This window comes from Streptomyces sp. 1331.2 (genome assembly GCF_900199205.1).
Lineage (GTDB): Bacteria > Actinomycetota > Actinomycetes > Streptomycetales > Streptomycetaceae > Kitasatospora.
The window spans coordinates 6268347-6284073 of the sequence record NZ_OBMJ01000001.1 but is presented as its reverse complement, the minus strand read 5'-3'; the positions used below and the strand labels follow the sequence as shown (position 1 = coordinate 6284073).

Genomic DNA, 15727 nt, shown 5'->3' with positions numbered 1-15727 from the left:
TGCTCGGGCGCCATCAGAATAGGCCCTCGCCCGGACAGACGAACAGGAAAGAGCACTATCCTGGGCGGCGCACCACCTGTCCATTCACCTGTCCAATCACCTGTCCGTGCACAAGGGCGTCAACAGCGGTCAGAACCGTCGGGGGTCGTGTGTCCGAGTCGCGTTGGGTGCCCGGGCTCCGGTTCGGGCCGGAGTTCGACCCCGAGCAGTACGAACTCCTGGAGTTCCACCACCGGGGCGGCGAGGCCGAGGTGTGGCGGGCGGTGCGCACCGGCCACAACGGGCGCAAGGAGCTGGTCGCCGCCAAGATCATGCTGGAGCGCGACCCGTCCGAGGTGCGGCGCTGGCTCGGCCGCTGGGACGACGTCTCGCACAACGCGCACCGACTGGGCGTCACCGACCTGGTCGTGCCCAGCTTCCTGCTCGGCCCCTCCCCGCACCGGCCCGGCACGGTGCCCTCCGGCGGGCTGCTGGGCTACCAGATCTCGCCCTGGGTCGAGGGCGTGCCGCTGCACACCTGGGCCCGCACCCAGCGCGGCGGGCCGCCGGCGGTGGCCGAGGTGCTGACCCGGCTCTGCCGGATCGTCGACGAGCTGCACCGCAAGCGCTGGGTGCACCGCGACATCTCCCCCGCCAACGTCCTGGTGGACGGCCAGGGGCAGGTCAAACTGATCGACCTGACCTTCCTCGCCCCGCTCGACCACACCCTGACCGTCGCGGTGTTCACCCCCGGACACGTACCGCCGGAGGCCGAGCAGGTCGGCGGGTTCCCCACTACCGCCAAGGACCTGTTCGCAGTCGGCACCCTCGCCCGCACCCTGCTGCTGCCCGACCACGGCCGGCTCGACCACCGGCTCGCCGCCGAACAGGCCCGCGCCGAACTCCTCGCGGCGGGCTACGGCGAGGAGTTGACGCGCTGGGCCTGCGAACCGCTGGCCCGCGACCCGGACCGCCGCCCCGCCCCGCTCGGCCCCTGGGTCGGCCGCGGCCGCGAACTGCTGCGCGCCCACCGGCCGGTGGCCCGCACCGCGGGCCTGACCGTGCTGCCCGACCGGGCCGGGCGCCCGCTGCTCGTCACCGGCGGCGCCGACGGCACCGCCCTGGCCGGCCCCGGCGGCACCGGCCGGCGCCTGCCCACCGGCCAGGGGCCTGGCGCCGTACGGGAGTTGACGGCCGGCTGGGCCGGGCGCCAGGACGAGCTGGTGGTCTGCGTCGAAGACCGCGGCGGCTCCCTCTGGGTCGGCACCGCGGGCGGTTGGTGGGAGGCGGCGCGCGGGGTCAGCGGCCTGGCGGGAGCGGTCAGCCCGGCCGGGGAGATGACGGTCTGGACGGCCGCCGGCGGGGCACTGCGCTCCTACCGCTGGGCGCCCGGCCTCACCCTCACCGGCCAGGAACTGCCCGGCTGCCCCGCCGACCGCGTCCTCGCGGCCGTCGAGGAACGCCCCGGCAGCTGGCTGCTCCTGGTCGAGCACCGCGAACGGGTGCTCAGCTGGCGGCCCGGCGCCACCGAACCGCCGCTCCCGCTCGGCCCGGCCGGCCCGCTGCGCGCCGGGGCCCTGGCCCGCACCTCCGCCGGACCGCAGGCCGCCACCCTGCGCCCGGACGGCTCCGTCCAGCTGCACACCCTCGGAACCGCCGGGCCCGGCACCGAGATCGGTGACGGCGAACCCTCCCTCGACATCGCCATGGTGGGCCACCGCGGCGGCCCGACCGTCGCCCTGGCCGGCGCGGGCGGCGTCCGGCTGCGGCTGCCGGCCGGCGGCGCCTCCCGCCGCCCGCGCTGGTGGCGCCCCACCCTGCGCCCGGCCACCCGGGTCGCGCTCGCGATGGGCGACGACTGGCGGCTCTGCCTGGCCGCGGTGGTGGAGGGCGAGCTGCAGGTCTGGCAGGAGGACGCGGCGTACCGCTGGCAGGCGGTGGAGCTGCCGGAGGAGGCGTGAGGCCTGGGGTTCGCTGCGGGGTTCACCTCGGGGGTTCGCTGCGGGGTTCACCTCGGGGGTTCACCGCGGGGTTCGCTGCGGGGTTCACCGCGGGGTTCGCGCCGGGGTTCGCACGGCACGGGCGGGGCGGGATCCTTTCGGCCGCCGAGCGAGTTGGTACCCCCGATCGGGCCCGCACGGGGCCCCGACGGAGGGGGCGTGAAGCCGGATGGAAATCGGGACGGGACGCGGGACGGAACGCCGGAGGGTGCCGGACAACCCGGCGCAGCGGCAGGTCGAGGCGCTCCTGGCTGAGGTCACCGGCTCCGGGGCGGAGCTCGGCGTACAGGTCGCCGCGTGGCTGGACGGCGAGTTGGTCGTGGACGCCTGGGCGGGCGTGGCCGATACCGCCTCGGGCTGCCCGATGGGGCCGGACACACTGGTCCCGGCCTGGTCCACCGGGAAGGGCGTGGCGGCCGCCCTGGTCGCGGTCCTGGTGGACCGGGGCGTGCTGGCGTACGAGGAACCGGTGGCCCGGTACTGGCCGGAGTTCGGCGCGGCCGGCAAGGAGCGGATCACGCTCGGGCAGGTGCTCTCCCACACGGCCGGACTGCCGCAGTTGCCGGCCGACATCACCCCCGAGCGACTGCTGGACCTCCCGGCCACGGCCGACTGGCTGGCCCGGCAGCAGCCGCTGTGGGAGCCCGGCAGCGCGGTCGGCTACCACGCCTGGACGTACGGGGTGCTGGTCGCCGAGATCCTGCGCCGCGCCACCGGCCGGAGCTGCGCGGAGCTGCTGCGGGAGGAGCTGGCCGGGCCGCTGGGGATCGCCGACGACCTGCTCTTCCACGTCCCCGAGCACCTGTCGGCGCGGGTGGCCACCTGCTACGACGGCGGCTGGGCGGCCCGGCTGGAGGGGATCCCGGCCGGGGCGCCGTTCTTCGTCTGCGCCCCGCCCGCCGTGCTCCCGGTGGCCGCGCTGGCCAACCGCGCCGACTTCCGGCGCACCGCGCTACCGGCCAACGGCGTGATGACCGCGCGTGCGGTCGCCCGGCTGTACGCGGCACTGGCCTGCGGCGGCGAGCCGGGGGGGTGCAGTTGCTCTCCCCGGCGACCCTGAAGGCGGCGACCACCGGCCGGGCCGGCGGCGTGGACCGGATGCTGGGCATCCCCTGGACGATGGGCCTCGGCTTCGTGGTCGGGGACGACTCCGGGGCGCCGGTGCGCCCGGCGGACGGCTTCGGGACCAGCGGGTCGGGCGGCAGCACGGCCTTCGCCGACCCGACGCACCGGTTCTCCTTCGCGCTCGTCAAGAACCGGATGACCGTCGGCGGGCTCGACGCCCGGCTGGTCGGCGGGATCCGGACGGCGCTGGGCATCGCGGACGGCTGAGCGGGCGGTCTGCCGGCGGCGTCGCGGGCGGTCTCGCGTCAGGCCTCGCGTCCGGTCGGGGAGCGGCGGTCCGCCGGACACACCGCGGGCCCCGGCACCGCTGGGTAGCGGTTCCGGGGCCCTGGGGGCCAGCGGTGGAGGGCCTGGGGGCCTGCGCCTGGGAGGCTCAGCGGAAGCGGCGCAACCGGAGGCTGTTGCCGACCACGAAGACCGAGGAGAAGGCCATCGCCGCTCCCGCGATCATCGGGTTGAGGAGGCCGGCGGCGGCCAGCGGCAGGGCGGCGACGTTGTAGCCGAAGGCCCAGAACAGGTTGCTCTTGATGGTGCCGAGGGTGCGGCGGGAGAGCCGGATGGCGTCCGCCGCGGCCAGCAGGTCGCCGCGGACCAGGGTGAGGTCACCGGCCTCGATGGCGGCGTCGGTGCCGGTGCCCATGGCCAGGCCCAGGTCGGCCTGGGCGAGCGCGGCCGCGTCGTTGACGCCGTCGCCGACCATCGCCACGACCCGGCCCTCGGCCTGCAGCCGCTTGACGGTGTCGACCTTGTCCTGCGGCATGACCTCGGCGATCACGTGCTCCGGCGCGATGCCGACCTCGGCCGCCACCGCCTCGGCGACCAGCCGGTTGTCCCCGGTCAACAGCACCGGGGTCAGGCCCAGTTCGCGCAGCCGGGCGATCGCCTCGGCGCTGGTCGGCTTGACCGCGTCGGCCACCTCCAGGACGGCCCGCGCCTCGCCGTCCCAGCCGACCGCGATCACCGTACGGCCGGCCGCCTCGGCGTTGAGCTTGATCTCGGCCAGGCCCTCCGACAGGTACTGCGACCACTGGTTCAGCAGCGCCTCCCGGCCGGCCACCACGGCGTGACCGTCCACCACGCCCTGGACACCCAGGCCCGGGACGTTCTCGAAGCCCTCGACGGCGGGCAGTTCACCGGCCCTGGCGGCGGCGTCGGCGATCGCCCGGGCGATCGGGTGCTCGGAGGCGTGCTCCAGGGCGCCGGCCAGACGCAGCACCTCGGCCTCGGTGGTGCCGGCGGCGGTGTGGACCGCGAGCAGGGTCATCCGGCCGGTGGTGACGGTGCCGGTCTTGTCGAGCACGATGGTGTCGACCTTGCGGGTGGACTCCAGCACCTCCGGGCCCTTGATCAGGACGCCCAGCTGGGCGCCGCGGCCGGTGCCGACCATGAGGGCGGTCGGGGTGGCCAGGCCCAGGGCGCACGGGCAGGCGATGATCAGCACGGCCACGGCGGCCGTGAAGGCGGCGGTCCAGCCCTCGCCGGTGCCCAGCCAGTAGCCGAGGGTGGCCACCGCGAGGGTGATCACGATCGGGACGAAGACGGCGGAGATCCGGTCGGCGAGCCGCTGCGCGGCGGCCTTGCCGTTCTGCGCGTCCTCCACCAGCTTGGCCATCCGGGCGAGTTGGGTGTCGGCGCCGACCCGGGTGGCCTCGACCACCAGCCGTCCTCCCGCGTTGACGGTCGCACCGGTGACACTGTCGCCGGCCCCGACCTCGACCGGGACGGACTCGCCGGTCAGCATCGAGGCGTCCACCGCCGAGGCGCCGTCGACCACCGTGCCGTCGGTGGCGATCTTCTCCCCGGGCCGGACCACGAAGCGGTCGCCGACGGCGAGTTCGGCGACCGGGATGCGCACCTCGGCCCCGCCGCGCAGCACCGTCACGTCCTTGGCGCCCAGCTCCAGCAGCGCCTTGAGCGCAGCACCGGCGGTGCGCTTGGAGCGGGCCTCGAAGTAGCGGCCGGCCAGGATGAAGGCAGTGACGCCGGCCGCCGCCTCCAGGTAGATGTTGGAGGCGCCGTCGCTGCGGGCGATGGTGAACTCGAAGCCGTGCCGCATGCCCGGCATCCCGGCGTCGCCGAAGAACAGTGCCCACAGCGACCACAGGAACGCGGCTCCCGTACCGAGCGAGACCAGGGTGTCCATCGTCGCGGCGCCGTGCCGGGCGTTGGTCCAGGCGGCCTTGTGGAACGGCCAGGCGGCGTAGGTGACGACCGGGGCGGCCAGGGTCAGGGACAGCCACTGCCAGTTGTCGAACTGCAGCGCGGGCACCATCGCCATCGCGATCACCGGCACGGCGAGCGCCAGCGCGGTGAACAGCCGCTGCCTCAGCGGGGCCAGTACGTCGGCCGGCTCGGCCGGCTCCTTGCCCTGCCCCCGGCCCTGCTCGGCCGGAGGCCTGGGCACGGCGGCGGTGTAGCCGGTGGCCTCGACGGTGGCGATCAGGTCGGCGACCTCGACGCCGTCCTCGAAGGCGACCTTCGCCTTCTCGGTGGCGTAGTTGACGCTGGCGGTGACCCCGTCCATTCGGTTGAGCTTCTTCTCGATGCGGGCCGCGCACGAGGCGCACGTCATTCCGCCGATGGAGAGTTCCACCTCCGCGGAGGCGGGTGCCTGCGTAGTCATCGTTGCTCCTCGTGACGTTCCGGGGCCGGTACCGGGGTGGGGTATCGGGTGGTGTTGCCGGTGGTGCCGAGATCCATTTATACCCCCGAGGGGTATCTGCAGCAAGCCTTGACCGATACCCCGGGGCGGTATTTTTCCCCGGCCCGATCGGGCTTGACCTGATACCCCCATGGGGTATTCACTCAAGGCACCCCACCCACCACCGGAACCCGAGGAGGCACGCATGACCGGCTACCGCACCGAGAAGGACCAGCTCCTGCGCAGACTGCGCCGCGTCGAGGGCCAGATCCGCGGCCTCCAGCGCATGGTCGACACCGACACCTACTGCATCGACGTCCTCACCCAGGTCTCGGCCGCCACCAAGGCCCTCCAGTCCGTCGCCCTGCACCTGCTCGACGGCCACCTCGCGCACTGCGTCCAGGACGCCATCGCGGGCGGCGCCGGCAACGACGAGGCCGACACCAAGATCACCGAGGCCACCCAGGCCATCGCCCGGCTCATGCGCACCTGAGCCGGCATCCGTGACGCCCCCTTTACGCCCCGAGGAGCACCCCGCCATGAACACCGCGCTGCGCGTCACCGCCTTCACCGCCGGCCTCGCCGCCGCCTTCGGCCTCGCCCTCGGCGTCGGCCACGCCACCGGCAGCGGCCCCTCCGCCGGGCCTGCCCCTGCCACCCACGCCGCCGGCCACGCTGCGCACGCCGAACACTCCGAGGACGGCCCGGGCGCCGACCACCTCCCCGGCGGGCTGGAGATCTCCGAACGCGGCTACACCCTCAACCTGGACAGCCCCTTCGTCACCGCCGGCTCCCCCACCGACCTGCGGTTCCGCATCCTCGGCACGGACGGCAAGCCGGTCACCGCGTACCAGCAGCAGCACGAGAAGGAGCTGCACCTGATCGTCGCCCCGCGCGACCTGTCCACCTTCCAGCACCTGCACCCCACCCTCGCCGCCGACGGCACCTGGAGCGCCCCGACCGCCGTACCCGCCGCCGGCGAGTACCGGGTCTTCGCCGACTTCACCCCCGCCGGCGCCGCCGAAGGCCTCACCCTCGGCGCCGACCTCCACGCCGCCGGCGACCTCCGCCCCGCGCCCCTACCGCAGACCGGCCGCACTGCCACCGTCGACGGCTACACCGTCACCCTCACCGGCGACCTCACCCCCGGCCGCAGCAGCCGACTCACCCTGAACGTCAGCCGGGACGGCAAGCCCGTCACCGACCTCCAGCCCTACCTGGGTGCGTACGGCCACCTGGTCGCACTGCGCGCCGGCGACCTCGCCTACCTCCACGTCCACCCGGACACCAGCACCCCCGGCCCCGAGATCGCCTTCACCACCACCGCCCCGAGCGCGGGAAGCTACCGCCTCTTCCTGGACTTCCAGCACGGGGACACCGTCCACACGGCGGCGTTCACCGTGACCACCGGGCAGGCGTAGCCGGAAGGTGCCGGGCGGTCCCTGCGGGGGTCCGCCCGGCACCTTCCGTTGTCCGTTCACGCGAGCGGGTTGCGGGCGGCGGCCTGCCGGAGCACGGCGCGAAGGAGGGCTTCGGCGTTGCCCGGGGTGGCCGCCCAGCGCTGCATCTCGGTGTGGGCGGCATGGCGGCGGGGGCTGATGGCGCGGATCGGGCGGGAGAACTGGGCCTTGAGGCACCACCACATCTCGATCCGCGTCCAGCTGAGTCGCCGCCCGGTCAGGCGGGCGCCGCCGCACACAGGTAGATCGGATGGATCGATTCGATGCCGATGTAGGCGATCGCGCACACCACGCCGAACTCGACCAACCGGTGGGCGATCCGGGCGGCAGAGGCCTCGCCGAAGAGGTCGGCGAGGTAGGCGGACTGATCGTCGTCCAGCGGGAGCCGGGCGAGGCTGGCACGGATGGCAGCCAGGGCGTCGGAGAGCTCGGTGAAGGTGGCGACCTCGGTGACGCCCTTGATCTCCACGGTGACAGGGAACGGGAGTTCGGGGAGTTCGACGTTCACTCCGTACCCCCGTCGATCAGCGCCCACATCACCTTGCCGATGCCACCCACCCGCGGGCAGCAGCCCCAGCCGGCAGCGAGCTGGGAGACGAACCAGAGCCCCCGCCCCGTCTCGTCCTCCTCGGAGACGGGACGCGGCACCGAGGGTCGGTTGGAGTCCGCGTCGTGCACCTCGATGCGGAGGGCGTCCGGGCGGAACTCGAACTGGACGTAGATGAGCCGCCCCCTGGGGGACTTGGCATGCAGGACCGCGTTGGTGACGAGCTCGCCGAGCACCAACTCACCGGTGTCGAGAAACCGTTCACCGTCGGGCTGGGCGGTGAGGAAGGTTCGGAGCAACCGCCGGGCGAACCCGGCGGACTTGTGGTGCCTGGGCAACCACCAGGAGAACGGATTGGTGGGGGCGGGCGGCTTCTCCAACATTCCGGGCATGGCGGGGCCTCCTCCGGGGGTGGTGGGAAAGATCGCGATCCGAAGGACGGCGGAGGGCAAGGGAATGCCCGAGCAATGAGCCGCGAGGATCACGCTGCGTGGTGACTTGCACCACACTTCGTAAGCATGCTCCTTGGCGGTGGATCGGTGCAACGCGATCCATCAAAGTGCATATGCTTCTTCGGACCTGATGTGACGAAACCACTTCCGCTACGCCAGACTGACGCGACGACAGAGCGCGACGAGGGGAGGCCGGAGCGTGGCCGCAACGCCAACGGTGCGCCGCCGAATGCTGGGCGCGGAGCTTCGAAGGATCCGAGAAGGACTCAACCTCAAGGTCGATGACGTGGCAGCACGTCTCGGATGGCACCAGTCCAAGGTCAGCAGGCTGGAGAACGGCCGCCACGGAGTACGAGCGAACGAAGTCGGGATACTGCTCGACGTCTACGAGGTCACCGATCCGGAAACCCGGGAGGCACTCGCAACGCTGGCACGCGAGGGCAAGCGCAGAGTGTGGTGGCAGCCGTACTCGGATGTGATCTCGCAGCGCTATGCCTCGTTCATCAGCTTCGAGGCGGAGGCCGTGTCGATCCGGAACTTCGAATCGTCTCTGATCCCTGGATTGCTTCAGACCGCCGACTACGCACGGGCGGTGACTCGAAAGCTCCAGCCAGAGGGCACAGCCGACGAGGTCAACGCCCTGGTCGACGTGCGCATGGCGCGGCAGAACGCCGCGCTACGGCGGGAGGAACCACTCAAGCTCTGGGCGATCGTAGACGAAGCCGCACTTCGACGGGTCGTCGGCAGCAAGGCCATCATGTCGAAACAACTGCAACAGCTCATCGCAGCCTCCAAGGAACCGAACGTGACCTTGCAGGTCGTGCCGTTCGAGGCCGGCGCACATCCCGGCGTTCTGGGCTCGTTCGTGATCATGGAGTTCCCCGTTCGGAACGATCTCGATGTGGTGTACACCGAGGCTCTGACGAGTAGCCTCTACCTCGAACGGGATGACGATGTAACAGCCTACGACCAGGCCTTCGACCGGCTTCGGGCAGCGGCCCTCGACGTAGGACCGTCGCGGCGGCTCGTCACACAGATTGCAAAGGAACTCGAATGATCGACCCTGGTCGGGACAGCCTGAAGTACGCGGCTTGGCGCAAGAGCAAGTTCAGTGGCAACCAGGGAAACTGCATCGAAGTCGCCGACGGCTTCACCGGCATCGTTCCGGTCCGGGACTCGAAGGACCCCAGCGGGCCGGCGCTCGTCTTCCCCACCGACGCGTGGACGGCCTTCGTCGCCGCCATCAAGAACGGCGAACTCCCCACCGCCTGAACCATCATGTGCGCGAGAAGTCGGCCAGGCCGACTTCTCGTGCACACCTCTCCACTTCGAGCGACTAATCAAAATCTGCTTCGAACCGGGCCAGGGCAGTCCAGTCCAGCGATCGCACGATCTCGGCCAACCGGCCGAAGGGGTCATCGCCGGCCCGCTGGAACCACACCACGGACAGTTCGCTGTGACCGGGGTCGGTCACCCCGTCGGGGCACCAGGGCGCGCTCAGCCGGGCGTGCACCCTGATCCGTGGCAGCCAGGTGTCCACCCGCGCCGCGGCGTCGGCCCGGATGCCGTCCAGGTCGTGCACGTACATGCCCGGCGTCTTTGCGAGCTGCTTCTCCAACTGCATGACCCTGAACCGGCGGTGCAGGTACGGCGTGCCCTCGATCATCCCTTCGAGGTCGTCCGACATGTTCAGCCCGCGCAACTCGGCGTGCATCTCGCCCACCTGAAACGTACGCAACTCAAGATTCCCGGTCACGACCTCAGCCTAGGCCGTGCGTCAAAAGTGAATCTTGACGCGTGAATCAGTGGGCGACACTGGAGGGGCTGTGACCACGCTCGACCTTGAGCAGAGGGCGGACGGGCCGGACGAGGCATCACCCCACCCGGCCCGTCCGCGCTTTCAGCACGGTCGCAACAGACCCTGATCTGGGCGGTCAGGCGGTCAGCGCAGCAAGCTCCGCGTTGGCTCGCTCGGTGACCAGGGCGAGGACGCGGCCGGCGGCGGCCAGGTCCTCGGCGGGTATCCCGCCCCAGATGCGTGCGGTGATCGGGGCGGTCTCCGCGTCGACGGCGGCGATCAGCTCGCGCCCGGCGTCCGTGGGACGAAGGCGCGCGCCGTCCGCGACGAGCAGCTGCTTGGCCAGCAGTTCGTCGAGAGTGGCGTGGATGTCGGCCGGATCGGCCTTGAGGGAGCCCCGGACCTGGGTAACGAGATCGTCCGGCGTCTGCGGGGCATCGACGGTGATCGCGGCGCGTAGCGCGATCTGCTGCGGGAACGTGATGCCGTGCCGGGTCAGAACGTGCTCCAGGACACCGCGGGCGGCGTAGTGGGCCAGGCCGAGGGCGCGGCCGTCGGCGACGGATGCGGTGGTGAAGTCGGTGGTGGTCATGATGTTGTCCCCTGAGTGGTCTCGTCGTTCGGTACGGATGGTGCGAGAGGCGCGTCGAGCAGAGTCGTCAGCTCGTCGGTGAACGCGCGCGTCCGTGGGGCGTCGAGGCCGCCGAGCGGTTCCAGCAACTGCTGGAGCAGGTCCTGCACCACCGCGATGGCCCGCCGCGTGACGGCCTGGCCCTGCTCGGTGAGGGCGAGCTGTACGGCGCGCGGGTCGCGGGGATCGCGGGCACGCTCGATCAGGCCGGCCGACTCCAAGGTGCGCGCCAGCTTCGAGACGTACAGCGCCTCCAGGCCGGTGCGGTCGGCGAGTTGGCGCTGACTGGGCCGCTCGCCGGCGCGCTGCATGCCGTACAGCGACGCGACCAGTGCGTACTGCGCGTGCGTGAGGCCCAGCGGAGCCACCGCGCGATCGACTGCGACGCGCCACTTGTTGGCGAGCCGCCATACCAGGAAGCCGGGCGTGGGACCCAGTGAACCCTTGCTCATGTCGAATAGAGTACATGGATACTATGTCCATGGCTACTATTTTCTGGCGGACGCGACGGCACCCCTCGCGCGCAACGGCTGGTATTACTGGGGCATGCAGGAAGAGACGGCACGCTCCGCGATCGACACGTTCATCTCCGCGTTCAACGCCTCGGACGACAGCTATGTGACTGCCCTGCTCTCCCAGGCCCTGACCTCGGACGTGGTCTTCTGGGGGCCGTTGGGCCGCAGCGAAGGACTCGCGGCGGTCGAACGGTTCGTGCTGGACATCCGGCGCCACCCGGCGGGGACCGGCACGATGGCGCGCTGCTCGGCGGTGGACATGCCTGACGAGTGGGCCCGGTACCGGTGGGTCTTCACCACACCGGACGGAGGCCCCCGCCTGGCGGGAACGGACGTCGTCCATCTGCGGCGGAACCTCATCGACCAGATCATCGTCTTCGCGGGGGAGATGGAGCCGTCCGCCTCCGGGCCGTCCGCCTCCGAGTCGCCCTCCTGAGTCGTCCTTCTGGCGCTGTCCTCCTCGTGAGGTCGTCCCTGTCGGTCACCGCACCGGCGGCTACTCAGAGCCGCATGAGCCCGGCGGCGGTCGGCCGGAATCCGCACTGGCCGTAGAAGGACTCCAGATGCGGCTCGTAGTCGACGTGCAGCCACTCGGCGCCGCGTGCCCGCGCCTCCTCGGCAGCCGCACGCACCAGCCGCATCCCGAGCCCCTGCCGGCGCTCGTCCGGGTGCACCGTCGTGTCCAGGACGAAGGCGTGCGCACCGCCGTCGCCGACGACGTTGACGAAACCGACCAGCCGACCGCCCCGACGCGCCGCGATCCAGGCCAGACTGCGGGCCAGCACCGGCACGAAGGACGTCGACCGGTGGTCCGGCCACGACGCGCCGAACAACTCGTTGAGCTCGGCATCCGTCAGCTCGGGACACACCACCAACACCTCGTCACCAACCTGCGACGCATCACTGATCACCATGCGGAGCAGCCTGCCATGCGTCCGGGGCCGTGATCACCCCTCCTTCGATCGGTGCGCGGGAAGTCGGCCGGGGCGGCCTCGATCGTCGCCGACGGTGCTCTGGTGTCGCTGGGGTAACTCTGACACCATTCTCAGCTGAGGTGAACGAACTGTTCGCAGGGGTTCACTTCAGCTCAATCAATCCCCCGTGCGCGTAGCGCGTCGAGAAGAAGCGAGACAGACCTTGAAGACCTTACGGAACCACTTCCCGAAGCTGCTGACGGTCGTGTTGATGCTGCTGGGCACGGTGACCGTCGCGACCGCGCAGGCTCAGGCGGCGCCGCAGCGGGTCACCGGCAGCATGACCGTCTGCTCCAACTCGCCCATTCCGGCGGGGTGGGTCATCACGAACTCCTACAGCAGCTTCAACTGTCCCGGCACCGGTGTCTCGTACACCATCACCGATTCGAACGGGCAGACCAGTCTGGGCGTGTGTTCCTTCTCGCCCATCCCGGCGGGCTGGGTCGTCACCAGCTCCTACGGCGGTGCGGTCAACTGCGCGGGCAGCGGCGTGAATTACTCCATCATGAACTCCGCCAACCAGACGAACCTGGGCGTCTGCTCCTTCTCGCCCATTCCGGCGGGCTGGGTCGTCACCACCTCCTACGGCGGCGCCAACAACTGCGCGGGCAGCGGCGTCGCGTACACCATCCTCAACGCCGCCAACCAGACCTATCTGGCCGTGTGCTCCTTCTCGCCGATTCCGACCGGATGGGTCGTCACCAGCTACTACAGCACCACCACCTGCGCCGGGAGCGGCGTCGCCTACTCCATTCGCAAGGCCTGACGGGCCGCAGCGGCCACCGGACGCGTCAGTGGTGGTCGTGCGCATGGTGGGCGGACTCCGGCGAGCCGCCCATCATGCGCAGCATGGCCGCGCCGCCCGTGCGGAAGAAGCGGACCAGCAGGGCGGCGGCGAGCAGGAGGAAGGCGATGTTGAGCCAGGTGGTGTAGTTCCACTCGACGCCTGACATGGGGACTTCGGCCGTCCGCTGGTCGGGGATCAGCCCGAGCCCGCCGAAGAGGAGTTCGACGGCGTACCCGGCCAGGACCATCGCCGTGTAGAAGGTGCCGAGGAGGAAGAGGGCCGTCCGGCGGCCGTAGTACTTCCGGTAGATGGTGAGGATCGGCAGGATCAGCAGGTCGGCGAAGATGAACGCGACCACACCGCCGAAGCTGATGCCGCCATTCCAGAGGACCACGGCCAGCGGCACGTTGCCGATCGAGCAGACGAAGGACGCGATCGCGACCAGCGGACCGATCAGTGGACCCCAGAGTTTGCCGGCGAGGGGGTGGTCGGCGAAGAAGAAGGCCTGCCAGAAGGAGTCGGGCACCCAGGCGGCGATGGCGCCGGCGATGAGCAGGCCGAGGACGAGGTCGCGCAGGATCGCCGCCCACTCCATGACGAAGACGTGCGCGACGGACGTGACGCCCTGGCGGGACCGCAGCCGGCGCACGAAGGAGCCCTCCCCGGCGACCGACATGTCCATCGCCGCGTGGCCCTCCATCGCGCCCGCCCGGCCGAACTCGGCCTCGTGGCGGGCCTGGCGGACCAGGGAGTCGCGCAGCAGGAGCCGGAAGAGGACGGCGAGCACCAGGATCATCACCGGTCCGCCGACGAACTCGGCCGCGGTGAACTGCCAGCCGAGCAACAGGGCCAGGATGACGCCGAGTTCGACGACCAGGTTGGTGGAGGCGATCTCGAAGGCCATCGCGGCGGTGAAGTTCGCGCCCTTGCGGAACAGCGAGCGCGCCAGGGCGACGGCCGCGTACGAGCAGGAGGAGGACGCCGCTCCGAGGGCGGCGGCGACGGCGAGGGTGCGCGGGCGGTCGTCGGCGAGCAGACGGACGACGGTGGACTTGTGGACCACGGCCTGGACGACGGCGGAGAGCAGGAAGCCGAGGATCAGGGCCCAGGTGATCTGCCAGGTCATCGCTCCGGCGATGGACAGTGCGTGCAGGATCGCGTGCATGGCGGTCCGCCTTCCCCGCGGCGTGGTGGGACTCGATCGGCGCGGCCACACCATATACCCATGCGGGGTATCCAAGCCCATGGCGCGCCGCGAGGCATTCAGGGGCCATCAGAAACTCGTGGATACCCTAGGGGGGTAAGGTATGTTCAGAAGCGAAGCAGCCGCCGGGGCCTACTCCCCGTGCGGCGCCGGGCACTTGACGACAGAGGGAGCACACCCATGAGCGAGACCACCGCCACCGTCCAGCCGGCCACAGTCGAGGCCTCCTCCTGCTGCGGCTCGTGCAGCACCGGCGCCGCCGAGGCCCCCGCCGCGCCGTCCGCGTCCGCCCTGAGCTCGGCCTTCCAGGTCAAGGGCATGACCTGCGGACACTGCGTCAGCTCCGTCACCGCCGAGCTGAAGAAGCTCGACGGTGTCACCGATGTCGCCGTGGACCTCGCCACCGGCAAGGTCACCGTCGGCAGCACCCGGCCGCTCGTCGACGCCGACGTGGCTGCCGCCGTCGACGAGGCCGGCTACGACCTGATTGGCCGCCTGGACGGCTGATCGCCCAGTCGTCGGCCCGGGCGACCCCCACGCCCGTCCGGGCCGACTCCCCTTCCCTCACACGCCGGTAGGGTGGAGAACCGCCTCACCGCACAGGAACCGGTCCGATCCGGCCGCTTGCGGGTACGGGGTGGGGGTATCGGGGGGTATCCAAGGGAGGGCGGCCCACAGTGCCGGGAATCGAGTTCGTTCGCCGCCTGGACGGCCTGGTCTACCACTTCGTCCCGGACGGCACCTTCAACGGCCGGCCGTCGTTCAAGCGCACCGACCTGGACGTCTGGTGCCGCTGGCTCCCCGAACGCGGCTGGTGCACCGTCGGCGCCGACGGGGTGCCCAACTCCGCGCCACTGCCGGGCGGAACGGCCGGGGAGCCGTTCCCGCCGCTCTGCCCGTGGCGCAGCTGGAAGGCCGGCAAGTCGTACCTCTACGACCTGCGGCACGCTGTCGCATAGGAGTTGACGAGACGTCAACTCTCTGACGGTGCCCGCAGCAGCGGCATGACGACCTCGTCCAGGACCTCCGCCACCACCCGGTCGGACGGCACGGTGCCGCCCGTCAGGAACGCGTCCCGCAGCAGGTCGAGCGGGAGCGAGACGACCCGCGGGGTGACCCGGGCGGGGTTGATCTCGCCCCGGTCGGCGGCGCGGCGCATCATCGCGCCCAGGCTGTCGACCGGCCCTCGGGCGGTCAGCCCGTGGGTGAATCCGGCCCGTAGTTCGGGGTCGCGCAGCAGGTCGACCAGGAAGCCGTGGACGGCGTCGGTCGGCAGGTCGTCGAAGCGGTGCAGCAGGCTGCCCAGGAAGAGCGCCAGGTCCGCCCGCAACTCGCCGGTGTCCGGCGGCTCCTGGTAGTCGGGGGCGTTGCGGCCGAGGGCGGCGATGACGAGCGCGGCCCGGTTGGGCCAGCGGCGGTAGAGCACCGGTTTGCTGGTGCGGGCGCGGGCGGCGACGCCTTCCATGGTGAGCCGGTCGTAGCCGTGATCGGCGAGTTCGGCCCAGACGGCGTCCAGGATCGCCCGCTCCAGTTCGTCACCGCGCCGCCGCGAGGCGCCCGATGCGCCCGAGGTGCCTGATGCCTCCGAGGTGCCCACCCGCTCGTTCATCCCGA

General features: G+C 71.5%; 21 protein-coding genes. 11 read left to right on the top strand and 10 right to left on the bottom strand.

Going from position 1 to position 15727, the window contains the following annotated elements:
* The first annotated feature begins 149 nt into the window (after positions 1-149).
* From CRP52_RS27410 to CRP52_RS27400, 3 genes are all read left to right on the top strand, one after another.
* Positions 150-1940: a serine/threonine protein kinase gene (locus CRP52_RS27410; RefSeq protein ID WP_179852934.1), complete on the top strand. Its 1791-nt coding sequence runs from the start codon at positions 150-152 to the stop codon at positions 1938-1940.
* A gap of 247 nt (positions 1941-2187) precedes the next feature.
* Positions 2188-3039, top strand: a complete 852-nt coding sequence (locus CRP52_RS27405; protein WP_179852933.1) for a serine hydrolase domain-containing protein — start codon at positions 2188-2190, stop codon at positions 3037-3039.
* Positions 3012-3311 carry a serine hydrolase gene (locus tag CRP52_RS27400; RefSeq protein ID WP_097238827.1) on the top strand — a complete coding sequence of 100 codons (300 nt, stop codon included), beginning with the start codon at positions 3012-3014 and terminating at the stop codon, positions 3309-3311. The genes CRP52_RS27405 and CRP52_RS27400 overlap by 28 nt, the downstream gene beginning before the upstream one ends.
* Before the next feature lie 166 nt (positions 3312-3477).
* Here the strand turns inward: CRP52_RS27400 and CRP52_RS27395 are convergent, their stop codons facing one another.
* Positions 3478-5727, bottom strand: coding sequence for a heavy metal translocating P-type ATPase (locus CRP52_RS27395; protein ID WP_097238826.1), 2250 nt, complete (start codon positions 5725-5727; stop codon positions 3478-3480).
* Positions 5728-5896: 169 nt separating this feature from the next.
* Here CRP52_RS27395 and CRP52_RS27390 point away from each other — a divergent pair, with 169 nt between their 5' ends.
* Positions 5897-6238, top strand: a complete 342-nt coding sequence (locus tag CRP52_RS27390; protein WP_373560527.1) for a metal-sensitive transcriptional regulator — start codon at positions 5897-5899, stop codon at positions 6236-6238.
* A 46-nt stretch (positions 6239-6284) separates the two neighbouring features.
* On the top strand, positions 6285-7166 hold the full coding sequence (locus CRP52_RS27385; protein WP_097238824.1) for a hypothetical protein: 882 nt from the start codon (positions 6285-6287) through the stop codon (positions 7164-7166).
* Between the two features lie 56 nt (positions 7167-7222).
* On the opposite strand, the gene CRP52_RS27380 is transcribed toward CRP52_RS27385, so the two are convergent.
* Genes CRP52_RS27380 through CRP52_RS27370 form a run of 3 tightly spaced genes read right to left on the bottom strand, consistent with a single transcriptional unit; the run spans position 7223 to position 8144 of the window.
* Positions 7223-7444, bottom strand: coding sequence for a hypothetical protein (locus CRP52_RS27380; protein WP_097238823.1), 222 nt, complete (start codon positions 7442-7444; stop codon positions 7223-7225).
* Entirely contained in the window at positions 7423-7713 is a 291-nt protein-coding gene (locus tag CRP52_RS27375) for a hypothetical protein (RefSeq protein ID WP_097238822.1), read from the bottom strand. The genes CRP52_RS27380 and CRP52_RS27375 overlap by 22 nt, the downstream gene beginning before the upstream one ends.
* A complete protein-coding gene (locus tag CRP52_RS27370; RefSeq protein WP_097238821.1) occupies positions 7710-8144 on the bottom strand; it encodes an ATP-binding protein in 435 nt (144 codons plus the stop codon). Before CRP52_RS27370 ends, CRP52_RS27375 begins: the two co-directional genes overlap by 4 nt.
* Positions 8145-8403: 259 nt before the next feature.
* Here CRP52_RS27370 and CRP52_RS27365 point away from each other — a divergent pair, with 259 nt between their 5' ends.
* Positions 8404-9261 carry a helix-turn-helix domain-containing protein gene (locus CRP52_RS27365; protein ID WP_097238820.1) on the top strand — a complete coding sequence of 286 codons (858 nt, stop codon included), beginning with the start codon at positions 8404-8406 and terminating at the stop codon, positions 9259-9261.
* Entirely contained in the window at positions 9258-9476 is a 219-nt protein-coding gene (locus tag CRP52_RS27360) for a DUF397 domain-containing protein (RefSeq protein ID WP_097238819.1), read from the top strand. The genes CRP52_RS27365 and CRP52_RS27360 overlap by 4 nt, the downstream gene beginning before the upstream one ends.
* A 64-nt stretch (positions 9477-9540) precedes the next feature.
* Here the strand turns inward: CRP52_RS27360 and CRP52_RS27355 are convergent, their stop codons facing one another.
* From CRP52_RS27355 to CRP52_RS27345, 3 genes are all read right to left on the bottom strand, one after another.
* A complete protein-coding gene (locus CRP52_RS27355) occupies positions 9541-9942 on the bottom strand; it encodes a hypothetical protein (protein WP_097238818.1) in 402 nt (133 codons plus the stop codon).
* Positions 9943-10138: 196 nt separating this feature from the next.
* Complete coding sequence (locus CRP52_RS27350) at positions 10139-10594, bottom strand: MarR family winged helix-turn-helix transcriptional regulator (protein WP_097238817.1); 456 nt, start codon at positions 10592-10594, stop codon at positions 10139-10141.
* Complete coding sequence (locus CRP52_RS27345) at positions 10591-11085, bottom strand: MarR family winged helix-turn-helix transcriptional regulator (protein ID WP_097238816.1); 495 nt, start codon at positions 11083-11085, stop codon at positions 10591-10593. The genes CRP52_RS27350 and CRP52_RS27345 overlap by 4 nt, the downstream gene beginning before the upstream one ends.
* Before the next feature lie 94 nt (positions 11086-11179).
* Between CRP52_RS27345 and CRP52_RS27340 the strand changes: the two genes are divergently transcribed.
* Positions 11180-11584 carry a nuclear transport factor 2 family protein gene (locus CRP52_RS27340; protein ID WP_097240379.1) on the top strand — a complete coding sequence of 135 codons (405 nt, stop codon included), beginning with the start codon at positions 11180-11182 and terminating at the stop codon, positions 11582-11584.
* 64 nt (positions 11585-11648) lie between these two features.
* On the opposite strand, the gene CRP52_RS27335 is transcribed toward CRP52_RS27340, so the two are convergent.
* Positions 11649-12062 (bottom strand): GNAT family N-acetyltransferase, encoded by a 414-nt coding sequence (locus CRP52_RS27335; RefSeq protein ID WP_097238815.1) that lies wholly within the window; start codon positions 12060-12062, stop codon positions 11649-11651.
* A 223-nt stretch (positions 12063-12285) separates the two neighbouring features.
* Between CRP52_RS27335 and CRP52_RS27330 the strand changes: the two genes are divergently transcribed.
* Positions 12286-12888, top strand: a complete 603-nt coding sequence (locus CRP52_RS27330) for a hypothetical protein (RefSeq protein ID WP_097238814.1) — start codon at positions 12286-12288, stop codon at positions 12886-12888.
* Positions 12889-12913: 25 nt separating this feature from the next.
* Here CRP52_RS27330 and CRP52_RS27325 read toward each other — a convergent pair whose 3' ends face one another.
* The gene (locus CRP52_RS27325; protein WP_097238813.1) at positions 12914-14074 is read right to left on the bottom strand and encodes a permease; all 1161 of its coding nucleotides are present in this window, start codon (positions 14072-14074) and stop codon (positions 12914-12916) included.
* Positions 14075-14293: 219 nt separating this feature from the next.
* Between CRP52_RS27325 and CRP52_RS27320 the strand changes: the two genes are divergently transcribed.
* On the top strand, positions 14294-14620 hold the full coding sequence (locus CRP52_RS27320; protein WP_097238812.1) for a heavy-metal-associated domain-containing protein: 327 nt from the start codon (positions 14294-14296) through the stop codon (positions 14618-14620).
* Positions 14621-14790: 170 nt separating this feature from the next.
* Positions 14791-15072, top strand: coding sequence for a hypothetical protein (locus CRP52_RS27315; protein WP_097238811.1), 282 nt, complete (start codon positions 14791-14793; stop codon positions 15070-15072).
* A gap of 14 nt (positions 15073-15086) precedes the next feature.
* Here the strand turns inward: CRP52_RS27315 and CRP52_RS27310 are convergent, their stop codons facing one another.
* The gene (locus CRP52_RS27310) at positions 15087-15722 is read right to left on the bottom strand and encodes a TetR/AcrR family transcriptional regulator (protein ID WP_097238810.1); all 636 of its coding nucleotides are present in this window, start codon (positions 15720-15722) and stop codon (positions 15087-15089) included.
* Between the last annotated feature and the right edge of the window lie 5 nt (positions 15723-15727).